This window comes from Rathayibacter sp. VKM Ac-2857, assembly GCF_013205025.1.
Taxonomy (GTDB): Bacteria; Actinomycetota; Actinomycetes; order Actinomycetales; family Microbacteriaceae; genus Rathayibacter.
The window spans coordinates 433,989-451,594 of sequence record NZ_JABMLE010000004.1 but is presented as its reverse complement, the minus strand read 5'-3'; the positions used below and the strand labels follow the sequence as shown (position 1 = coordinate 451,594).

Genomic DNA, 17,606 nt, shown 5'->3' with positions numbered 1-17,606 from the left:
ACGCCGTGCAGAAGCATCATCGTCCTCGGCAGAGCGGGTAGCAGTCGACCCCTGTCGTCGCGATGCGGCCGGCGTCCGGACAGTTGTTTCACGGCGCTAGGGAACGTACTCCTGGGACCAGTAATCGGCCCGCACCTTCAAGACTGGTCCCTCGACCGCCGAACTCACCGTGATGGTGCGTGGATCCCAGAGGGTTCCCGCGATGCGCGCCTGCGGCGTCGTTCCGATCTCGCCCGACAACTGCTCGGGAGTCATCCCGTCGGGCGGGCGCACCGACAGCAGCCGCCAGCATCCGCCGGACGCGCACTCGACGGTCTCGCCGACGAGCTCGCTCCCGTCGGGAAGGTCGATCGTCGAGGCCGCCGGCACATCCCCTTCGGTCGCGAACACGGCCAGGGCCCCGTAGTAGAGGAGGGCACACAGGACTGCCGCACCCGCGATCGTCACTCCTGCGATCAGAGAGGGGCGTCCGTGCTTTCGGGACTCATCCATCGATCGGGACCCTAGCAAGACGCGGTCGCTCTTCCCCGATCTACGACCGACCACGAAGAAAGACGGCACTCGTCATCGCTCGATCCGAGTGCCCGAATGCACGACCAGAAGAACGGCGATGACGTCGCTTACCCTGAGCCCGTGGGGACATCGCCGAAAGGGCTCAGGGCGGTCGCGTTCCGCCTCGCCTCCGACGGCATCCCGCATGCAGAGGACGAGCATGCCACCGTCAGCGGAAAGATCGCCAGGCGGCCGATTACTCGCAGCACGGGAGCGTGATGGTCATCGCCTCGGCCGCGGTACTCATGCCCCTCTACATCGGGGTGGGATGGATCCTGTACCGGCGCAGCGTTGAGCACGACGGTCGCGGACGCCTGGTCTGGGTGGTCGCGAGCATCGTCGGGATCGTCGTCACTGCGGCATTCGCTGTATACCGCTTCGCAGAACCCCTGATCGACCGCGATCCGCTCGGCGGTCCCCCGTCCTTCGCGTTCCTCGACGGCCTGATTCTCGGAGCGAGCGCAGTCCTGTCCATCCTGGTCTTCGTGGTCCTGCTCTTCTTCTCGGGACGGTCACCCACCCCGGAGGCCACCGACCGCCTCCACGAGGAAGGACCGGCGACCGACCCTCTGCGCGGATTGGGTGACGACTGGTGACCTCGAAGAGCCGACCGATGCGAATGCCGGATCGACGCCTCGCCGACCAGGAGCACCCGTGTTCCTAGCGTGCCTCGCCGGCGCTCCCGTTCTGATCGGAATCGTCTGGCTCGTCAGTCGCTCAGAAGGCGGATCCAGAGACACCGTTCGGCGAGACACGTGCGCCGGCGCCCTCGTCGTCAGCGCGCTGTTCATCGTCGGCGCCGTCGTCCTCTGGTTCGTGCCGGTGGAGACGGGCAATGATGCTCAGGCATCGTTCGGCGCTTCCGCCTTCACCCTCGTCGCACTGCTCCTCAGTGGAATCCTCGGCCTCTTCCTCACCCTCGTCCTCTGGCTCGCGATGCCGGGAGAAGTAGGCCCAGATCGCAAGTGACCCCCTCTTGGCGGCGGCTTGCAGCGTTCTTGACGCCTCTATGCTCCCTGCATGCCGGATCAAGCGAAGAAAGGCCACTCGTCGAGGTCGCGACAGCGACCCCCCTCGGATCTCTTCTCCGTTCCGATCCTTCTCCACACGATCGGACTCTCCGGGCTCTTCGTCCTCCCCCTCCTCTTCCTCCTCCTCGCTGCGGCGTCGAGCTTTCGACTTCAGGGAGGCGGCCCGCCGGACACCGCGATGGACTACGGCTTCTACCAGGTGGCCTTCTCCCTGCAGTTGGTCAGCGCAGGGCTGATCCTGGTTCTCGGTGCCGTGCGGCTCTCGAGGGGGACCTCGGCAACAGTCGACGCGATCTGGGCAGGAGTGGCGCTGCTCATCGGCCTCCTCGCGGCCTGCGGATGGGCGCTGCTGGTGTCCTAGGAGGAGCAGCCCTAACCGAGATCGTCGAGCCGGTGACGACGATCAGTAGCGCCGGTAGTGCGAACTCAGGGGTCCGCCAAAGGAAGACATCCGGTCCACCGAACGCCGGAATCGACGCTTGACCAGCCCCTCTCGCAGATCTGTCGACCGAGAACCCCGGGACCGGCGGCTGACAGCGCGCGACCGCCCTCCTCGAGGACGCCGGTGGCCTAGCTGCTGCCGTCCGCCACGAGCTGCTTCTCCGCCAGCAGTGCCCGAAGCGACGCCCGTGCGCGCTGATACCGACCCCGAGCTGTGCTGGCGCTGAACCCGAGGATCTTGCCGGCCTCGATGACGGTGAAGCCGTCCCAGAGCACGAGCTTGACGAGTTCCGATTGGTCCGGTGCGAGAGCGTCGAGCGCCAGTCGCACGTCGAGGTTCTCGGCGGTCGGGTCTTCTGATGGCATCGCGTGCAGCGTGGAGGCGAGTTTGCCGGCCAGCTCGGAGCGGCGTGCGTTGCCGCGCTGCACGTTGGCGAGGGTGCGGCGGGCGACCCCGAACAGCCACATGCGCGCCTGCTCCGGGTCGGTCGGGAGGGAGTCCACCTTCCGCCAGGCGACGAGATAGGTGTCACTGAGGAGATCCGCGGCGTCCGCGACGGGCGAGACCCGACGCTCGAAGTAGCTGAGAAGGTCGGCGGCGTTGGCGAGGTACACGGCCTCGAAGACGGCGCTTCTTCGGGCCCTCACGGCGCCTGCTCCTCTCCGATGTCGCAACCACCGGCTGATTCGATGGAGACACCTGTGCCGTAGCCGGCGTCTCTGAACTGCTCGATGATGCGATCCGCGATCAGCCGGGTCACCGCGATCCCCGGGTCCGCGGTGAAGCCGCCGGCATCGGCGTCGGCCTGCTCCTGCTCGATCGCGACTCGTCTGGCTTCGGCGTCGACGCTCGCGATCGTCGGATCCCAGTCGTGACTGCTGAGGAAGACGCGCGCCTCGCGGGCTTCGCGCTCGACGTCGGCGGCCGGGCCGGCCGAGTAGTCGGGCTCCACCTGGATCGCGACCTGGCACAGCACGTTCCCCTGCCCGTCGCCGAGGTCGAAGGACCGCTGCACGGCGGCATCGGGAACGAAGCCGGCCCAGTCCAGGATCACCGGTCCCGCTACCGCGCCCGCGACCCCCAGACCGAGGCCCGCGAGGCTCAGCGTGCCCACCAGCCACAGATGACGACGGCGGCGAGGCGGGCGCCGGCCGCCCTGATGCGCCTCCTCGATGATGACGCGAGCGAGGCGCTCGGCGTCGCCTCGCGTCGCAGGGAACGACTGACGAGTAGGTGGCGCTGCGTGACGGATCAGGTCATCGAGAGGGTCGGTCACGGGTGCTCCGTTTCGGGTGCTCATACCAATACATGTCCGGCACGAGCCCGAACGTCATGCGAGCCGCGAGCAACATCAGCAGTCGTCCGCAGCCGCGTCCCCTTGCGGAGCGGATCGTCGTGCGACAGTGAGGTGCGCTGAGGGAAGAATGATCCCGTCTAAGCCAATGACCACCGCGACGCGCGAAGCCGGAATGCAGCTCATGGTGGCGTCGACGAAAGCCGCGACCGATGACCGCTCTGCCCAGCGTTGTGTCGACATCGACGTTCGCAGGCTCCGCCGGAGTCCTCCGTCGTATGCAGGATCGACGCCTGAGGACTGAAGGCAGAGCCGGTCCCGGAGTCGTCTCCCCCGCGGACCTTTCCCCCGCCGGAACGCTGACATCCGCGCTACGACGCTTCTCCGCCGTGATGGCCGGCGCCGATGTCGGGGACCGTCAGCGGAGCGGAAGCGAGCTCGATGGCTTGCTCGCGGGTGAGGTGCTGCGGGAAGTTCACGTGAGCGAACCGGCCGGTGGGATCGTCCGACGAGGACGGCATCGCGACGCTGCTTCCTCGGAGGAAGGTCACGACGGCGTCGCGGGTCGGGTCGGTCGTGATGCGGCCGAGCCTGTCGCGCAGCTCGAGAAGGACCTTCTGCCCGGGCGCCGACACCTCGAGAACGACCCGCTTCGACCCGCCACCGGTGTCCACCCTCCTCGCCGCAGTGAACGACGCGAAGGGCGTGACGCGAGAGCCCACGCGAACAGTTCTCGCCGAGAGATCGGCGAACGGTGCCGGCCGGAGGATCGCGTGCACCACCAGCGGCAGCACGCCCAGCAGCACGAACGATCCGGCGAGGATCGCCACGCGAGCGGCGAGGGGAAGGGCGTCCGGGTCCAGTGCCTCCGAGACGACGCCGACGCCGATCAGCACGGGGACAGCGATTCCGAGAAGCACCCGCTCCGTCGGCGCTCCTGCGCGACTGAACCAGGTCCATTGGGTGAGTCGCACCTCGGACGTCGAGCGCCCGCCTCTCGCCCCTGCCGCCATCGGTCGCCCCTTCCTTCTCGTTCAGCCTGCCGTACGGCCCGTGAGCCCGGCCACCAGAAGGTGGATGTCCTGCCTCGGCCGCCCCGCGAGCTGCGTGCTGATGCTCCGGCCGATGATCACATCGGCTGTGGACGGGGACCGCGGCCCGAGAGCAGGCGCTCCGGACCGCCGACGCCAGGACATCGCGCCTCTCCGGTCGCCAGTCACACCGGTGCACTGTCGATGTAGCTGGAGTGCCGTTATAGTGAGAAACGAAGCAAGCGGGCAGCCGAATCGGTCCCGATCCATGCCACGCCCCACCACCTCCCGCCTCCGTCCAAGGGACCCCTCCGTGACCACAGCCACTGCCCCTCGCACCGTCACCTGGCAGCCGTTCTGGAGCAGAGCGGCGGGCGCCGGCATCACGCTCGGCGGCGCCCTCCTCCTGCTCGCGATCCTCTCGGTCGTGATCGGCGCGTCGACACGCGGCAGCAGCGACCTCGACGCCGTCACCGCGCTCCTCCTCCTGTCGACCGTCGGGCAGATCGCGACCGGGATCGTCTATCTGCGCCACCGCGGCCGGTCGAGGAGATGAGGCCGTGCGGCCCACGGACCGAGCATCGGTCCGATCCGCTCGAGACGGGTCCACCTCCCCGCCGACCGCTCGACCGCCGGGCTCCGTAAGCTCATCGCGATGAGTGGCGGCGACGAGCAGAAGGCGACCCCCCGGTCCTACGACGCCCGCCGGCGCCGCGAGCGCGGAGACACCGATCGCGCGCAGACCCGGGCGCGGATCCTCGACGCCGCCGCGGGTCTGTTCCTCACGCAGGGCTACGCGGGGACGACGATCTCGCAGCTGGCCCGCGACGCGGGAACGTCGGTCCAGACCATCTACCTCGCTATCGGAGGCAAGGCCGACGTCCTCCGGGCGCTCACGGCGGCGATGACCACCGGGCAGGACTCCGAGGCGGGCGTCACCGAGCAGGCGTGGGTCGCGGCGGTCGCGACCGAGACCGACCCCGAGGTGCAGCTGCGGCAGCTCGCGCACCACTCCGTCGCCCTCGCGCAGCGCGCCGCACCGCTGTGGAACGTGATGGCCGCCGCCGCGCAGGACGATCCCGCCCTCGGTGAGGACCTCGCCCGGCAGAGCGCCGGCCGCCTCGCCGACCAGCAGGCGTTCGCGCGCCTCGTGCGCGGTCCGCTGCGGGACGGCATGAGCGCGGAGGAGGCGGGCGACATCCTCTACGCCCTCGCCAGCCCGCAGCTGTGGAACCTGCTCGCCCTCGAGCGCGGCTGGAGCTCGGAGCGGCTCGAGCAGTTCCTCGGCAACGCCCTGACCCGCCTGCTCCTCCCGCCGGACCACCCCGGACCCCCCGAGCAGCAGCAGTCCCCCGAGCAGCACCAGCAGTCCCCCGAGCAGCACCAGCACTCCCCCGAGCACCACCCCGAACCGACCTGATCGAGGACCCGACGTGGCCACCATCCTGCTCTGCAGCACCCCCCTCTACGGCCACGTCGCACCGCTGATCGCCCTGGGCAGACGTCTCGCCGACGAGGGCCACCACGTGATCGTGCTGACCGGCTCCTCCTTCGAGGAGCGCGTGCACGACGCCGGCCTGCACCACGAGCCGCTGACGGGGCGCGCCGACTTCGACGAGCGCGACGAGGCGAGCTTCCTGCCCGATCTGCACCGGCACCGGGGCCTCGCGCTCTCGCGGTACCAGGTCGAGCAGACGTTCGTCGTCACGATCCCGGAGCAGCACCGCGCCGTCCGCGCGATCCTCGACCGCGAGTGGGTCGACCTCGTCCTCACCGACTCCTTCTTCGCCGGCATCCTGCCCCTGCTCGAGACGGACCCGGCGTCGCGACCCCCGATCCTCGGCGTCGGCATCGGCCCCCTCGTGCAGGTCAGCCGCGACGTCGCTCCGTTCAACACGGCGCTTCCCCCGTCCTCCACCGCGGTCGGGCGACTGCGGAACCGCGCCCTGAATTTCCTCGTGGCCCGCCTGCTCTTCGCGAAGACCCAGCGGCTCGGGACGCGGCTGGTCGAGGAGGCGGCGGGCGTGCCGCTGCGCACCTTCGTGCTCGACTTCACCGCGGCGTTCGACCGCTTCGTGCAGCTCGGGCCCGCGGAGTTCGAGTACCCGCGGACGGACCTCAGCCCGAACGTGGTCTTCGCCGGACCGATCCCGCAGGCTCCGGGGGCGACCGCTTTGCCCGAGTGGTGGGCGGACCTAGACGGCAGCCGCCCGGTCGTGCACGTCACCCAGGGGACCCTCGACAACCACGACCTCGCGAAGGTCGTCCGCCCCACCCTCGAGGCGCTCGCGCACGAGGACGTGCTCGTCGTGGTGAGCACCGGCCGCGCTCCGCTCTCCTCCCTCGGCCCGCTGCCGACGAACGCCCGCGCCGCCGAGTTCCTGCCGTACGAGCAGCTGCTGCCCCTGACCTCGGTGATGGTCACCAACGGCGGCTTCGGCGGCACCCTCCTGGCGCTCAGCCACGGCGTGCCCCTCGTGGTCGCCGGCGCCGCGGAGGACAAGCCCGAGGTCGCCGCGCGCGTCGCGCACTTCGGCGTCGGCGTCGACCTGAAGTCCGGGCGGCCCACCGCCGCGGCCCTGCACACCGCGATCACGACCGTCCTGCGCGAGCCCTTGTACCGCGAGCGGGCGGTCGGGATGGCGGCGTCGATCTCCCGGTACTCCGCGCTGGACACGATCGTCGGCGAGGTGCGGCGCCTCCTGCCGCAGCGCCGGAGCGACTGAGGCCGGGCTCACCGCGGCCGCCCGGCGCCGCGGGCGTGCTGTCCGCAACCGGACATGTCCGCAAGAGGCTCTTGCCCAGCGCGGGCCCGGCCGGAACAGTGAGGTCTCGTGACCACGTCTGCCCTCCGCGATCCGCACTCCTCCGGCCTCGCTCGGCGCACCCTGGTCGGGGCCGCCTGGTCGACGCCCGTCGTCGCGGTCGCGCTGGGCGCGCCGATGGCCGCGGCGAGTACCGCGGGGACCACCGCGACGCTGGCCTGGGACGGCCCGAGAGGCGTGCAGAACGAGTCGTCCCTGCTGGTGCTCACCCTGCCGCCCGCGCCCCGGGGCACGCCGGTCGTCCGCGGGACGGGCACCCTCACCCTCACCGTCCTCGAGCCGTACGCGTTCGCACCCGCGCGGTCGGTCATCGCGCCCACCGGCTGGACGGTGATCGAGAACGGTCGGACGATCAGCATCATCGCCCCCGAGGGAGTGACGGCGGGCACCAAGGGCTTCAACGTCGAGTTCGGCGAGCTGTCCGGCAACTGGACGACCACGGCCACCTGGACCGAGAGCGACGCCACCGGCTCCGTCTCGTCGACCATCGAGGTCGGACCGCGCGGGTTCCCGGCGATGGAGTGGACCACGAACCCGGCGGTCTACGGCGGGACGTCGACGCTCCGGCTGCTGGTGCCCGCCGACTGCTACGCGATCGACTACCAGGGGATCCTGCTCATCCAGGCGCCGCTCTTCGACGCGTCGACGATCGCCCTGCCCGGGGGCTGGACCGTCCTCGACGAGAGCGACCCCGCGAACGCCTACCTCGGTGGTCCGACCGTCGCCGGCGCGACCGACTTCGGCTTCACCTTCGGCCCGGGCTCGACCACGACCACCCCGATCGTGCAGTGGATCTCGCCGACGGCACCGCGGACGACGCCGATCCAGCCCCGACCGCCGCTCCGGCTCACGACCGCCTGACCCGCGGCGGCCGGCGTGCGGCTGCCGGCGGGTCTCGATACGCGCCTGCGGGGCTACTCGACCAGCATGCACGGGGCGCAGCCGCATGCCGCACGCAGCTCAGTCATGCTGATCGAGTAGCCCGCGCAGCGGGCGTATCGAGATCCACCACCGTCAGGACGCTGAGTCTGCACACCCGTCCTGCTGGTCACGGTGGGTCTCGATACGCCCCTGCGGGGCTACTCGACCAGCATGTCTGCGGACGTTTCTTCCCAGTAGATCCACCATCACCGACACGTCAGACGACGGTGGGTCTCGATGCGCCCCTGCGGGGCTACTCGACCGGCATGACGCGGCGCCGCCGCGTCCTTTTCCTGACCACCGAGACGCGAAACGGCTTCGCCGCTCGATACGCGCCTGCGGCGCTCTGCGACCAGAATGCAGGGGGGCGCCGGCTAGGCCGGGTTCGCCTTCAGCAGCCGGGTGACCGCGATCATCGCGCCGCCCACCACCGCGGGGATCCCGCCGCCGGGGTGCACCGACGCTCCCACCCGCCACAGCCAGGGCCGCAGGCGGTCGTGGTAGGCGGGCTGATGGAAGGGACCGCTCTGCCAGGAGGGCCGCGCCGCCCCGTAGAGCGCGCCGTGCGGTTCGCCGCCCTCGCCGTAGTACTGCGGATCGAGTACCGTCTGCTCCTCGAGCAGGTCGGTCAGGAGTCCGTCGAGCCCCATCGCCCGCGAGACGCGCTCGACCTCGCGCCGCACGAAGGGGTGCTCGGCGGTGTACCGGCCGCCGTCGGCGGGCGCGGTGAGCAGGACGCCGAGGGTGCTGTGCGGATTCGGGTACACCTCGCCCGCGCGGTACTGGTTGACGAACACCATGGTGTCCGCCGGCTCGTCGCCCGCCTCGAGGCTGCGGTGCAGCGCGGCGGGCCGGGTCGGCAGCACCACGCTGTGGGTCGCGACGCTCGCCGGCAGCTCCTCCCGCAGCACGCCGTACAGCGCGATCGCCGAGCAGGAGAGGGTCCGGGGGTGCAGGCGGGGCAGCGCCGGGATCCGCGACGGACCCGTCAGCGCCTCCAGCCGGTCGGCGTCCAGGGCGCTGACGACGAGGTCGGCCGGGTACCGCCCGGCGTCCGTGGTGACCGATCCGCGCTCGATGCGGACGGCCGCCTCCCCGGTGCGCACCTCGACGCCGGCCGCCTCGGCCAGCCGACCCAGCGCGAGCACGATCTCGTACACGCCGCCGCGGGGCACCCAGGCCCCGGTCTCGGCCATGATCGCGGGCATGCTCGCGTAGAGGGCGGGGGTGCGCGCGGGCGAGACCCCCGCGTTCAGGGTGTGGATCGCGATGATCTCGCGCAGCCCCTCCGGCAGCCACGTCAGACCGTCGAGGTAGGCGCGCGTAGTGAGCCGCGAGCCGTAGACGGCCAGCAGCCGGCGCAGCGCCGGGAGCGCGGCCCGGTCGAGCGGGTCGGCGAGCAGCAGCTCGGTGACGTCGTCGGCGAGGGGCGCGTGCAGCTCGGAGAAGCGGCGCCAGGCGGGGTACCAGGGGTGCTCCGGCGCGACCGGCAGCGAGGTCTCCTCCCCGTCGAAGTAGTAGCGGCCCACCTCGGGCATGCGGACCAGGTCGAGCCGGCCGGCGTCGCTCGGGCGGCCGGGGGCGCGCTCGCCGTCGCCGAGTCGCCGCAGCAGCTCGTCCCACACCGCGGGGAACGTCACCAGGGACGGCCCGGTGTCGATGCGGTCCTCGCCCAGCTGCAGACGGCGGCTCTTGCCACCGAGCTCGGCGGAGGCCTCGAGCAGGGTGACCCGGTGGCCGGCGCGCGCGAGCAGCGCGGCGGCGGTGAGCCCGCCGATCCCGCCGCCGACGACGACGATGCGGCTCATGCTCTGCCTCCCAGCACGATCGAGACCAGCAGCAGGACCCCGGTGAAGGAGCCCGCGATGTACGGGAAGGCGACCGACAGCCGGTAGAGCCGGTGGCCGGTCTCCGGCGTCGGGTCGCGCAGGAGGCGCACGACGAGGACACCGGCGATCAGGAGGTTGACGGCGGCGACCGGCACGCTCACCACCGCGAACAGCACCGTGGACACGAGCCACCAGGCTCCGCTCCACAGGGCCGTCCCGCGCGCGCCGAGCCGCACCGCGGTGGTGGTGATGCCCGCGTCGCGGTCCTCCACGATGTCCTGCACCGCGTCGAAGGCGTGCTTGGCCACGCTCCAGGCCATCAGCCCGAGGGCGGCCGGCCAGACCGGCGTCACCTCGACGGCGGCGGGCACGATGACCAGCGGCAGCGCGTAGGCCGCGTTGCTCAGCGAGTCGAGGAACGGCCGCGCCTTGAAGCGCAGCGGCGGCGCGGAGTAGAAGACGAAGACGCCCGCGTAGAGCAGGATCGCGGCGTTCGCGAGCGGCGGCAGCGCGAGGAGGAAGTAGACGAGGAACGGCAGGTTGGTCGCAGCGACGGCCCAGGCGATCAGCCGCACCTCGGACTGCCGGATCCGGGCGCCCTCGATCGAGCCCTTGCGGGGATTGGCCGCGTCCGTGTCCTGGTCGTAGACGTCGTTGACGCCGTAGATCAGCAGATTGAACGGCAGCGTGAGCCACAGGATGATCGGCAGCGCCCGCAGGTCGAACAGCGCGCCGGTGAGCCACACGGCGACGAGCCCGGAGCCGATGGTGTTGATCCAGAGCACCGGTCGCGAGATGTGCACGAGGCGGCGCACGACCGCGCCCATCGCGAACGGCACGGTGCTCGCCGTCCGCTCACTGCCATCGGTCACCTGCCCGAGGCTATCCGGCCGCTCGATTCACGGTGATGACTTGCGGTCCACACTGGGGGGATGCGTATCATCCTCGTCACCGCCGGCTCCCGCGGCGATGTGGAGCCGTTCGCCGCCCTCGCGCGGCACGCCGTCGACCGGGGTCACGAGGTCCGGCTGGCCCTGCCGGACGACGCGGACGCCCCCGAGGGCGTGGACGTCGTGACCCTCGGTCTGGACGCTCGGCGGGTGCTCTCCCCCGCCGGTCGCACCCCGTGGGCTCTCGCGCGGCACCTGCGCGCGGAGGTGCGGCCCGCGATGCGGCGGATGCTCGCCGCCGCGGTGCGGGAGACGGTCGACTTCGAGCCCGACGTGCTGGTCCACCACCCGCTGATCCTCAGTGCGCCGATGGCGGCGGACGCGCTCGGCGTGCCCCGCGTGCTGGTCGAGTTCGCGCCGGTGGCCACCCCGAGCGCGCGCTTCCCCGCCGCCGGCGGTCCGACGGCCACCCGCGACCTCGGCGCGTACAACCGGCACACCTACGCCGTGCCGCGCAGCGCCGCACGGCTCTTCGACGCCGACGTGGCCCGGGCCGCCACCGAGCTGCCGGGCGGCCGTCGTCCGGCCCGGCGATCGCCGTCGCGCGCGACGCTGATGGCCGTCAGCCCCGCGCTGCTGCCGCGCCCCGATGACTGGCCGGAGCGGGTGCATCAGACGGGGGCGTGGTTCTCGGAGCAGGCGGCCTCCTCCGACCCCGCCGTCGCCGAGTTCCTGGCCGGCGGACCCTTCCTCGTCGCGTCGTTCGGCTCGATGGCGACCGGAGACGCCTCGGCTCGCGGCGACGCGATCGTCACGGCCGCCCGCTCCCTCGGCCTGCGGGTGCTGCTCGTCACCGGGTGGGGCGGTCTCGCGCTGCCGACCGAGTGCCGCGGCCCCGACGTGCTGGCGGTGCGGTCGGCGCCGTTCGACGCGGTCCTGCCGGGCGCCGCGCTCGCGGTGCACCACGGCGGGGCCGGCACCTCGCACGCCGTCGCCCGAGCCGGCGTGCCCGCCGTCGTCGTGCCCGTCACCGCCGACCAGCCGTTCTGGGCCGCCCAGCTGCACCGGCAGGGGCTGGCCGCGGCCCCGGTCCCGCTGCGCCGCCTCTCGGCGGGCACCCTCCTGCCCGCGATGAGCGACGCCCTGTCCCGTTGGGAGCGGGCGGCCGAGGTGGGCCGTCTCCTGCGGCGGGAGCACGGCGTGCAGCGGGCGGTCGAGGTGCTCGAAGCCCTCTGAGACGAGGCGGCCCGGTCGAGGACCTTCCGGAGGATCGGCTCGTGGACGGCGACAAGACCGAGGGCGATTCTCGGTGACCTGAGTGAAGACGACGGCGCGGGTCCGCCCGGAAGACTGGACGCGTGGATCAGGACAGCGTCAGCATCTCCTCCGAGCTCGCCCAGGTGTCGTCGCACTGGACACCCCGGGTCGTCGGGCGGGTCAACGATCAGTACGTGAAGGTGGCCAGGCTCCTCGGCGAGCTCGTCTGGCACTCTCACGACGAGGAGGACGAGATGTTCCTCGTCGTCTCGGGCCGGCTGCGCATCCGACTCGAGGACCGGCCCGACGTGCATCTCGCTCCCGGGGAGTTCTTCGTCGTCCCGCGGGGCGTGCGGCATAATCCCGTGGCCGAGGAGGAGGTCGAGATCGTGCTGATCGAGACCGTCACCACCGCTCACACCGGCGATGTCGTCGTCGCCGGCACCGTGCCGATCGCTGCGCAGCTCGACCGATCCTCCGAGCCCGGGGCCTGACCGCCCACTCGACGCGCGACGAGGTCGTGCGGTGGAGAGTCCGCCCGGTCGCGCGGGCACCGCTTCGAGCCGCGACCCGGAGGGCGCGCCCGTCCTCCGAGGGATGTGCGACCTGAGGGGGAGGCTCGCGCCGAGCCCCGCGGCTACCGTGGAGGGATGGCTTCGAACGAGAATCCCGCCGCGCCGGTCGCGGTCTGGTACTTCGTGGGGGCGACGTTCGTCGCCGCCCTGCCGATGATCCTGCTCCCGGACCTGCCCTGGCCGCTGCGCCTCGGCAGCATCGCGCTCGCCCTCGCCCTGATCGCGGGCGGCGGCGCACAGCTCCGCCGGGAGAAGCGCAGCCCCGGCCGCCGCCCCGACCAGCCGCCCGAGGCGTAGCGACGCGTGCGCGATCCGGCTCCCTCGGAGCGCTCGCCGGCTCCGGGGTCGCGGGACGTGGTCACCACGGGTCCTCCGAAGCGGTGAGGGGGCTGTCGGGGAAGGCGTGCCGATGCTTCACGATGTCGTCGGAGACGTCCATGACGGAGCGGTCGTGGGCGAACGCGTGAGCGCGAAGAAGCATCAGCGCGTTCTCCGGAGTGGTGCGGTAGCGGGCGAGGAGCATGCCCGTCGCCTGCTGCACGATCCGCCGGGAGCGGGGGTCACCGCTCTCCTCCTCCCTGGCGTCGTGGAGAACAGCGGCGAGCACGCGCAGCGAGGTCATGGCGGAGGCGGCCGTGATGTCCCTCACGAGCGTGTCGGCAAGAGGCCCGGAGGTGCGGGAGTAGACGTCGACGGCGCCGACGGGAAGGCCCGCGAAGACGAGCGGGAACGCGAACACCGCGCGGATGTCGATGCCGCGGACCGCGTCCGCGAACGACGGCCATCTGGTCTCGATGGTGGTGTCGGGGACGAAGACGGAGGCGTCGGAGGTGATGGCGTCCCAGCAGGGTCCTTCTCCGAGATCCAGCTGGATCTCGTCCAGTCGCATCGCCGTGGAGTCGCTCGCCGCGACGGTCTCGGCGTCGAAGGCGCTCCCGAGGGTGGAGATCGCGACACCGTCGATGGGGAAGCCGCGCAGGTACGGCTCGCAGAGGGCGACTCGGTCCCTGTCGCCCACCCTCACCAGGGGCCGCGGGCGAAGCTCTCGCAACCGCTCCGCGACGTGGCGGGCGAAACCCGGGTGCACGGCGCCCGGCGGATCGAGAGCGGCGAGCAGAGCATCGATGACCGGTTCTGCGGGGTCGCGCACGTTCGGGACCTTTCAGCCAGCGACCCGCGATCGCTTCCCTGCCCGCTGACGTCCTGAACGGCCCGGGGTTCACCGCGCGGGGTCCGGGCGCGACGAACGACTGGTCCCTGACGGTAGGGGACCAGCCTCTCGGGGTCGAGAGCGTTGACTTCCTCGTCCCGGACCCTCTCGACTCCCCTGCCGGACGAGCCCTTAGCACCGTGCTGTCCGCCCGCGAAAGGCGGAGCGTACGGGCCGGCGCGCGTTCGAGGAACCAGCCGAGGCCCCTTCGTCGCGGACAGGTCCGGGCGCCCTAGGGTCGTGGCATGGCTGATTCTGAGCGCGAGGTGCTTCTCGCTGAGGTGTTCGTCGCTCTCGCCGAGTCGCTCGAGCCCGACCACGACGTCATCGACACCATGGACGTCCTCGTGCAGGCCGCGACGCAGTTCACGTCCACGCTCGACGCCGGCATCGTCCTCGCCGACGCCGACGGCACGCTGCACGTGCTCGCGTCCACCAGCGAACGAGCGGCCGACGTCGAGGAGGAGCAGCTCGGCGTCCGCGAAGGGCCGTGCCTGGAGTCCTTCCGCACCGGCGAGACCGTCGACCTCCCGGACCTCGCGGACACCGATCGGTGGCCGGCGTTCACCCGCATCGCCCTCAGCCGCGGCTTCCGCTCCGCGCACGCCACACCGCTGCGCCTCGGCACCCGGACACTCGGAGCGCTCAACGTGTTCTCCGAGGAGCCCGGACCCCTCGGCTCCCGCGACATCGCTCTCCTCCAGGCGTTCACCGACGTCGCGGCCCTCGCTCTCGTGCACAGTGAGAACCTCCAGCAGCAGAACGATCTCGCCGCTCAGCTTCAGCACGCCCTCGACTCGCGCGTGCTCATCGAGCAGGCCAAGGGCGTCATCGCCGAGCGGCACAGCATCAGCATCGACCGCGCCTTCGCCCTCATCCGCACTCACGCCCGCGCGAACAGCGCCCGGCTGCACGACGTCGCCCACCGCATCCTCACCACCACGGCCGACCTCTGACGTCGGGCGTCGGCTCGGGCCGGCGCTCTTCGAAGTGCGCGCCCGAGCGACGCATTGCAGGACCGCGATGTCCGTGCCCCCGACCCGGCAGCCAGGAAACGACCGGGGCGGGGCGGATGATGGTCGGGTGAACCGCACCGATCGTCTCTACGGGCTCGTCGAGGAGCTGCGAGCGGTCTCGCCCCGGCCGCGGAGCGCACGCCGCCTCGCCGAGCGGTTCGAGGTGTCCGTGCGGACCATCGAGCGGGACCTGTCCGCGCTGCAGCAGTCCGGACTGCCGATCTGGGCGGAGCCGGGCCGGACGGGCGGCTACGTCATCGACGCGTCCGCGACCCTCGGCCCGGCGGGATTCACACTCGACGAGGCCCTCGCCGTGCTGATCGGCCTCAGCGCGCTGGAGCGCAGTCCCTTCCGGCACGCAGCCCGGACCGCCGCCCGGAAGACGCTCGCGGTCCTGCCGGACGGGGAGGCCGCCCGCGTCGGCGCGGTCGCCTCGCGGGTGCACTTCCTGGAGAGCGAGGAGGAAGCGGTCGTTCCGGCGGAGTTCGCGACGGCCCTGCGAGCGGATCGGGTCGTCCGGCTCCGCTACCGGGACAGCAGCGGTGCGGAGTCCGTGCGCGACGTCGAACCGCTGGGCTCGATCGGGAAGGAGGAGCACTGGTACCTGATCGCCTGGTGCCGGCTGCGCGAGGGGGTCCGCGCGTTCCGCGGCGACCGCATGCTGTCGGTCGAGGTGACCGACGAGCGGACCCCGCAGCGCACCCTCCGAGCCGAGGACCTCGCGCTCCAGTACGGACGGCTGCGGTCCGTCATCGACGGCTGATCCGGCGCGCGGATCTCCCGGAGACGCCGACGATCTCCGGAAACACCGACAGGACGGTGTCGCGAAGACCGACGAGCCTGGTGGGACGACCTCACCCTCACCGGCCTCACCCTCACCCCTGAAGGAGCTCCATGTCGTTCACCTCCCTCCGCATCGTCACCGACGACCTCGAAGGCCTCGTCGCCTTCTACGAGAAGGTCATCGGCCGACCAGCCGAGCGCCCGGCGCCGGTCTTCGCGCAGTTCACCGGAGCGGGCGCGACCCTCGCCATCGCCCACACCGCGACGGTCGGGATGCTCCACGGCGTCGTCACCCCTGCGTCGAACCACTCCGTCCTGCTCGAGTTCGAGGTGGCCGACGTCGATCGCGCCTTCGCCGAGCTCGAACCCGGGAGCGAGGACGTGGTGCTCGCACCGACCACCATGCCGTGGGGCAACCGCTCCGCCCTCGTCCGCGACCCGGACGGCAACGTCGTCAATCTGTTCAGCAGGCCCGCCCTCCCCGGACCTCCTCCGCCGCCCTCTTCCGGACATGACCGCTAGAGGACGTTGCGGACCGGATCGGGCAGCTGTCACGGTTCGGGAGCGACCGATGACGGTCGGCCCCACCCGAACCGAAAGCCGCCCATGCGCATCGGGGAAGAGGCCATACGGTGGTGGGTCTCGATACGCCCCTGCGGGGCTACTCGACCAGCATGACGCGGCGCAGCCGCGCCCTTTCCCTCAGCACCGAGACGTGAAGCGGCTTCGACGCTCCTACGAAAGATCAGCTAGTCCGTAGGGGGAAGAGCATGCTGATCGAGTAGCCCGCGCAGCGGGCGTATCGAGATCCACCACCGTCAGAACGCGAGTCTGAAGACCCGCCCTGCTGATGATGGCGGGTCTCGATACGCCCCTGCGGGGCTACTCGACCAGCAGGGGCGGGGCACCTCCGCGGCGGCGGCGACCAGCAGGGGCGGGCATCGCCGCGGCCGGGCCGAACGTCGCGGCCCCCGGGCGGGGCCGCCGGCTCCGAGCCGCTCACCCCAGCAGGTCGAGGCCGCCCTCGGTCACGACGGCCCGGACCTCGGTCAGGTAGCGCCGGGCCTGCTCGGTGAGGGGGATGGCGGAGTGCCCGATCCAGCCGATCTCGATGCGCTCGTCGACGTCGAGCGGGACGGCGACGATGGCCGGGTCGAGGTCGTCGCTGATGATCCCGGTCGAGATGGTGTAGCCGTCGAGGCCGATCATGAGGTTGAAGATCGTCGCCCGGTCGGACACCCGGATCTCCCGGTCGCTCGACAGCGTGGAGAGGATCTCCTCGGCGAAGTAGAAGGAGTTGTCCGCCCCCTGGTCGAAGGTGAGGCGCGGCAGATCGGCGAGATCGGCGAGGGTCACCCGCTCGCGCGCGGCCAGCGGATTCCTCCGCGAGACGAAGATGTGCGGCAGGGCGAGGAAGAGGGGATGGAAGGCGAGCCCCGCGTCCCGGAGGATCTTGTCGATGACGTCCCGGTTGAAGTCGTTCCGGTACAGGATCCCCAGCTCGCTGCGGAGCGTGCGGACGTCCTCGATGATGTCCCGGGTGCGGGTCTCGCGCAGCGAGAACTCGTACTTCTCCCCCTCCGTGCCCCTGACCATCCGCACGAAGGCGTCCACGGCGAACGAGTAGTGCTGCGTGGACACCCCGAGCAGGCGGCGCGACGGCGGACGCCCCAGGTAGCGCTGCTCGAGGAGCGCCACCTGCTCGATGACCTGCCTCGCGTAGCCGAGGAACTCGGTCCCTTCGGTGGTGAGGGTGACCCCGCGCGCGACGCGGACGAGGAGGGCGCGTCCCACCCGGGTCTCGAGGTCCTTCATCGCCGCGGACATGGTCGGCTGGGCGACGTAGAGCAGGTCGGCGGCCGCGGAGATCGACCCCTCGGAGGCGACCTCGACGAAGTAGTGCAGCTGCTGGAGCGAGATCCCGCCCGTTCGTCGTGCCATAGGTCGGGA

21 protein-coding genes are annotated in these 17,606 nt (G+C 71.5%); 13 read left to right on the top strand and 8 right to left on the bottom strand.

The genetic code is table 11. The annotated features are described in order from the left end of the window. Positions 1 to 96: 96 nt before the first annotated feature. The gene (locus HQQ86_RS18980) at positions 97 to 492 is read right to left on the bottom strand and encodes a hypothetical protein (protein WP_173289977.1); all 396 of its coding nucleotides are present in this window, start codon (positions 490 to 492) and stop codon (positions 97 to 99) included. A gap of 305 nt (positions 493 to 797) precedes the next feature. Here HQQ86_RS18980 and HQQ86_RS18975 point away from each other — a divergent pair, with 305 nt between their 5' ends. From HQQ86_RS18975 to HQQ86_RS18965, 3 genes are read left to right on the top strand one after another with little or no spacing between them, the layout of a single operon-like run. Beyond that, a complete protein-coding gene (locus HQQ86_RS18975; RefSeq protein WP_173289975.1) occupies positions 798 to 1,148 on the top strand; it encodes a hypothetical protein in 351 nt (116 codons plus the stop codon). Continuing rightward, a complete protein-coding gene (locus HQQ86_RS18970) occupies positions 1,135 to 1,521 on the top strand; it encodes a hypothetical protein (RefSeq protein ID WP_173289973.1) in 387 nt (128 codons plus the stop codon). Before HQQ86_RS18975 ends, HQQ86_RS18970 begins: the two co-directional genes overlap by 14 nt. 51 nt (positions 1,522 to 1,572) lie before the next feature. After that, positions 1,573 to 1,944 carry a hypothetical protein gene (locus tag HQQ86_RS18965; RefSeq protein WP_173289971.1) on the top strand — a complete coding sequence of 124 codons (372 nt, stop codon included), beginning with the start codon at positions 1,573 to 1,575 and terminating at the stop codon, positions 1,942 to 1,944. A gap of 209 nt (positions 1,945 to 2,153) precedes the next feature. Here the strand turns inward: HQQ86_RS18965 and HQQ86_RS18960 are convergent, their stop codons facing one another. The 3 genes from HQQ86_RS18960 to HQQ86_RS18950 form a co-directional block, all read right to left on the bottom strand. After that, the gene (locus HQQ86_RS18960; RefSeq protein ID WP_173289969.1) at positions 2,154 to 2,672 is read right to left on the bottom strand and encodes a sigma-70 family RNA polymerase sigma factor; all 519 of its coding nucleotides are present in this window, start codon (positions 2,670 to 2,672) and stop codon (positions 2,154 to 2,156) included. Continuing rightward, a complete protein-coding gene (locus HQQ86_RS18955; protein ID WP_173289968.1) occupies positions 2,669 to 3,301 on the bottom strand; it encodes a hypothetical protein in 633 nt (210 codons plus the stop codon). Before HQQ86_RS18955 ends, HQQ86_RS18960 begins: the two co-directional genes overlap by 4 nt. A gap of 389 nt (positions 3,302 to 3,690) precedes the next feature. Beyond that, a complete protein-coding gene (locus HQQ86_RS18950) occupies positions 3,691 to 4,239 on the bottom strand; it encodes a hypothetical protein (RefSeq protein WP_173289966.1) in 549 nt (182 codons plus the stop codon). A gap of 424 nt (positions 4,240 to 4,663) precedes the next feature. Here HQQ86_RS18950 and HQQ86_RS18945 point away from each other — a divergent pair, with 424 nt between their 5' ends. The 4 genes from HQQ86_RS18945 (at position 4,664) to HQQ86_RS18930 (ending at position 8,036) form a co-directional block, all read left to right on the top strand. Next, positions 4,664 to 4,906 (top strand): hypothetical protein, encoded by a 243-nt coding sequence (locus tag HQQ86_RS18945; RefSeq protein ID WP_173289964.1) that lies wholly within the window; start codon positions 4,664 to 4,666, stop codon positions 4,904 to 4,906. A gap of 99 nt (positions 4,907 to 5,005) precedes the next feature. Beyond that, entirely contained in the window at positions 5,006 to 5,770 is a 765-nt protein-coding gene (locus HQQ86_RS18940) for a TetR/AcrR family transcriptional regulator (RefSeq protein WP_173289962.1), read from the top strand. Between the two features lie 13 nt (positions 5,771 to 5,783). Next, positions 5,784 to 7,076: a glycosyltransferase gene (locus tag HQQ86_RS18935; RefSeq protein ID WP_173289961.1), complete on the top strand. Its 1,293-nt coding sequence runs from the start codon at positions 5,784 to 5,786 to the stop codon at positions 7,074 to 7,076. Positions 7,077 to 7,184: 108 nt separating this feature from the next. Next, positions 7,185 to 8,036 (top strand): hypothetical protein, encoded by an 852-nt coding sequence (locus tag HQQ86_RS18930; protein WP_173289959.1) that lies wholly within the window; start codon positions 7,185 to 7,187, stop codon positions 8,034 to 8,036. A 434-nt stretch (positions 8,037 to 8,470) separates the two neighbouring features. Here the strand turns inward: HQQ86_RS18930 and HQQ86_RS18925 are convergent, their stop codons facing one another. Further along, on the bottom strand, positions 8,471 to 9,904 hold the full coding sequence (locus HQQ86_RS18925) for an NAD(P)/FAD-dependent oxidoreductase (RefSeq protein WP_173289957.1): 1,434 nt from the start codon (positions 9,902 to 9,904) through the stop codon (positions 8,471 to 8,473). Further along, positions 9,901 to 10,797 (bottom strand): UbiA family prenyltransferase, encoded by an 897-nt coding sequence (locus tag HQQ86_RS18920; RefSeq protein ID WP_367948738.1) that lies wholly within the window; start codon positions 10,795 to 10,797, stop codon positions 9,901 to 9,903. The genes HQQ86_RS18925 and HQQ86_RS18920 overlap by 4 nt, the downstream gene beginning before the upstream one ends. Positions 10,798 to 10,857: 60 nt before the next feature. Between HQQ86_RS18920 and HQQ86_RS18915 the strand changes: the two genes are divergently transcribed. The 3 genes from HQQ86_RS18915 (at position 10,858) to HQQ86_RS18905 (ending at position 12,944) form a co-directional block, all read left to right on the top strand. Next, complete coding sequence (locus HQQ86_RS18915) at positions 10,858 to 12,051, top strand: glycosyltransferase (protein WP_173289955.1); 1,194 nt, start codon at positions 10,858 to 10,860, stop codon at positions 12,049 to 12,051. Positions 12,052 to 12,173: 122 nt separating this feature from the next. Beyond that, positions 12,174 to 12,566, top strand: coding sequence for a cupin domain-containing protein (locus HQQ86_RS22195; protein WP_367948737.1), 393 nt, complete (start codon positions 12,174 to 12,176; stop codon positions 12,564 to 12,566). 156 nt (positions 12,567 to 12,722) lie between these two features. Beyond that, positions 12,723 to 12,944: a hypothetical protein gene (locus tag HQQ86_RS18905; protein ID WP_173289953.1), complete on the top strand. Its 222-nt coding sequence runs from the start codon at positions 12,723 to 12,725 to the stop codon at positions 12,942 to 12,944. Between the two features lie 61 nt (positions 12,945 to 13,005). Here the strand turns inward: HQQ86_RS18905 and HQQ86_RS22190 are convergent, their stop codons facing one another. Beyond that, the gene (locus tag HQQ86_RS22190; RefSeq protein ID WP_173289951.1) at positions 13,006 to 13,665 is read right to left on the bottom strand and encodes a GAF and ANTAR domain-containing protein; all 660 of its coding nucleotides are present in this window, start codon (positions 13,663 to 13,665) and stop codon (positions 13,006 to 13,008) included. 437 nt (positions 13,666 to 14,102) lie between these two features. On the opposite strand from HQQ86_RS22190, the gene HQQ86_RS18895 reads away from it, so the two are divergent. The 3 genes from HQQ86_RS18895 (at position 14,103) to HQQ86_RS18885 (ending at position 16,178) form a co-directional block, all read left to right on the top strand. Then, positions 14,103 to 14,813 carry a GAF and ANTAR domain-containing protein gene (locus HQQ86_RS18895; protein ID WP_173289949.1) on the top strand — a complete coding sequence of 237 codons (711 nt, stop codon included), beginning with the start codon at positions 14,103 to 14,105 and terminating at the stop codon, positions 14,811 to 14,813. Positions 14,814 to 14,940: 127 nt separating this feature from the next. Then, positions 14,941 to 15,636, top strand: coding sequence for a YafY family protein (locus HQQ86_RS18890; RefSeq protein WP_173289947.1), 696 nt, complete (start codon positions 14,941 to 14,943; stop codon positions 15,634 to 15,636). 131 nt (positions 15,637 to 15,767) lie between these two features. Then, positions 15,768 to 16,178 carry a VOC family protein gene (locus tag HQQ86_RS18885; RefSeq protein WP_173289945.1) on the top strand — a complete coding sequence of 137 codons (411 nt, stop codon included), beginning with the start codon at positions 15,768 to 15,770 and terminating at the stop codon, positions 16,176 to 16,178. A 477-nt stretch (positions 16,179 to 16,655) separates the two neighbouring features. On the opposite strand, the gene HQQ86_RS18880 is transcribed toward HQQ86_RS18885, so the two are convergent. After that, entirely contained in the window at positions 16,656 to 17,597 is a 942-nt protein-coding gene (locus HQQ86_RS18880) for a LysR family transcriptional regulator (protein WP_173289943.1), read from the bottom strand. Positions 17,598 to 17,606 lie beyond the last annotated feature (9 nt).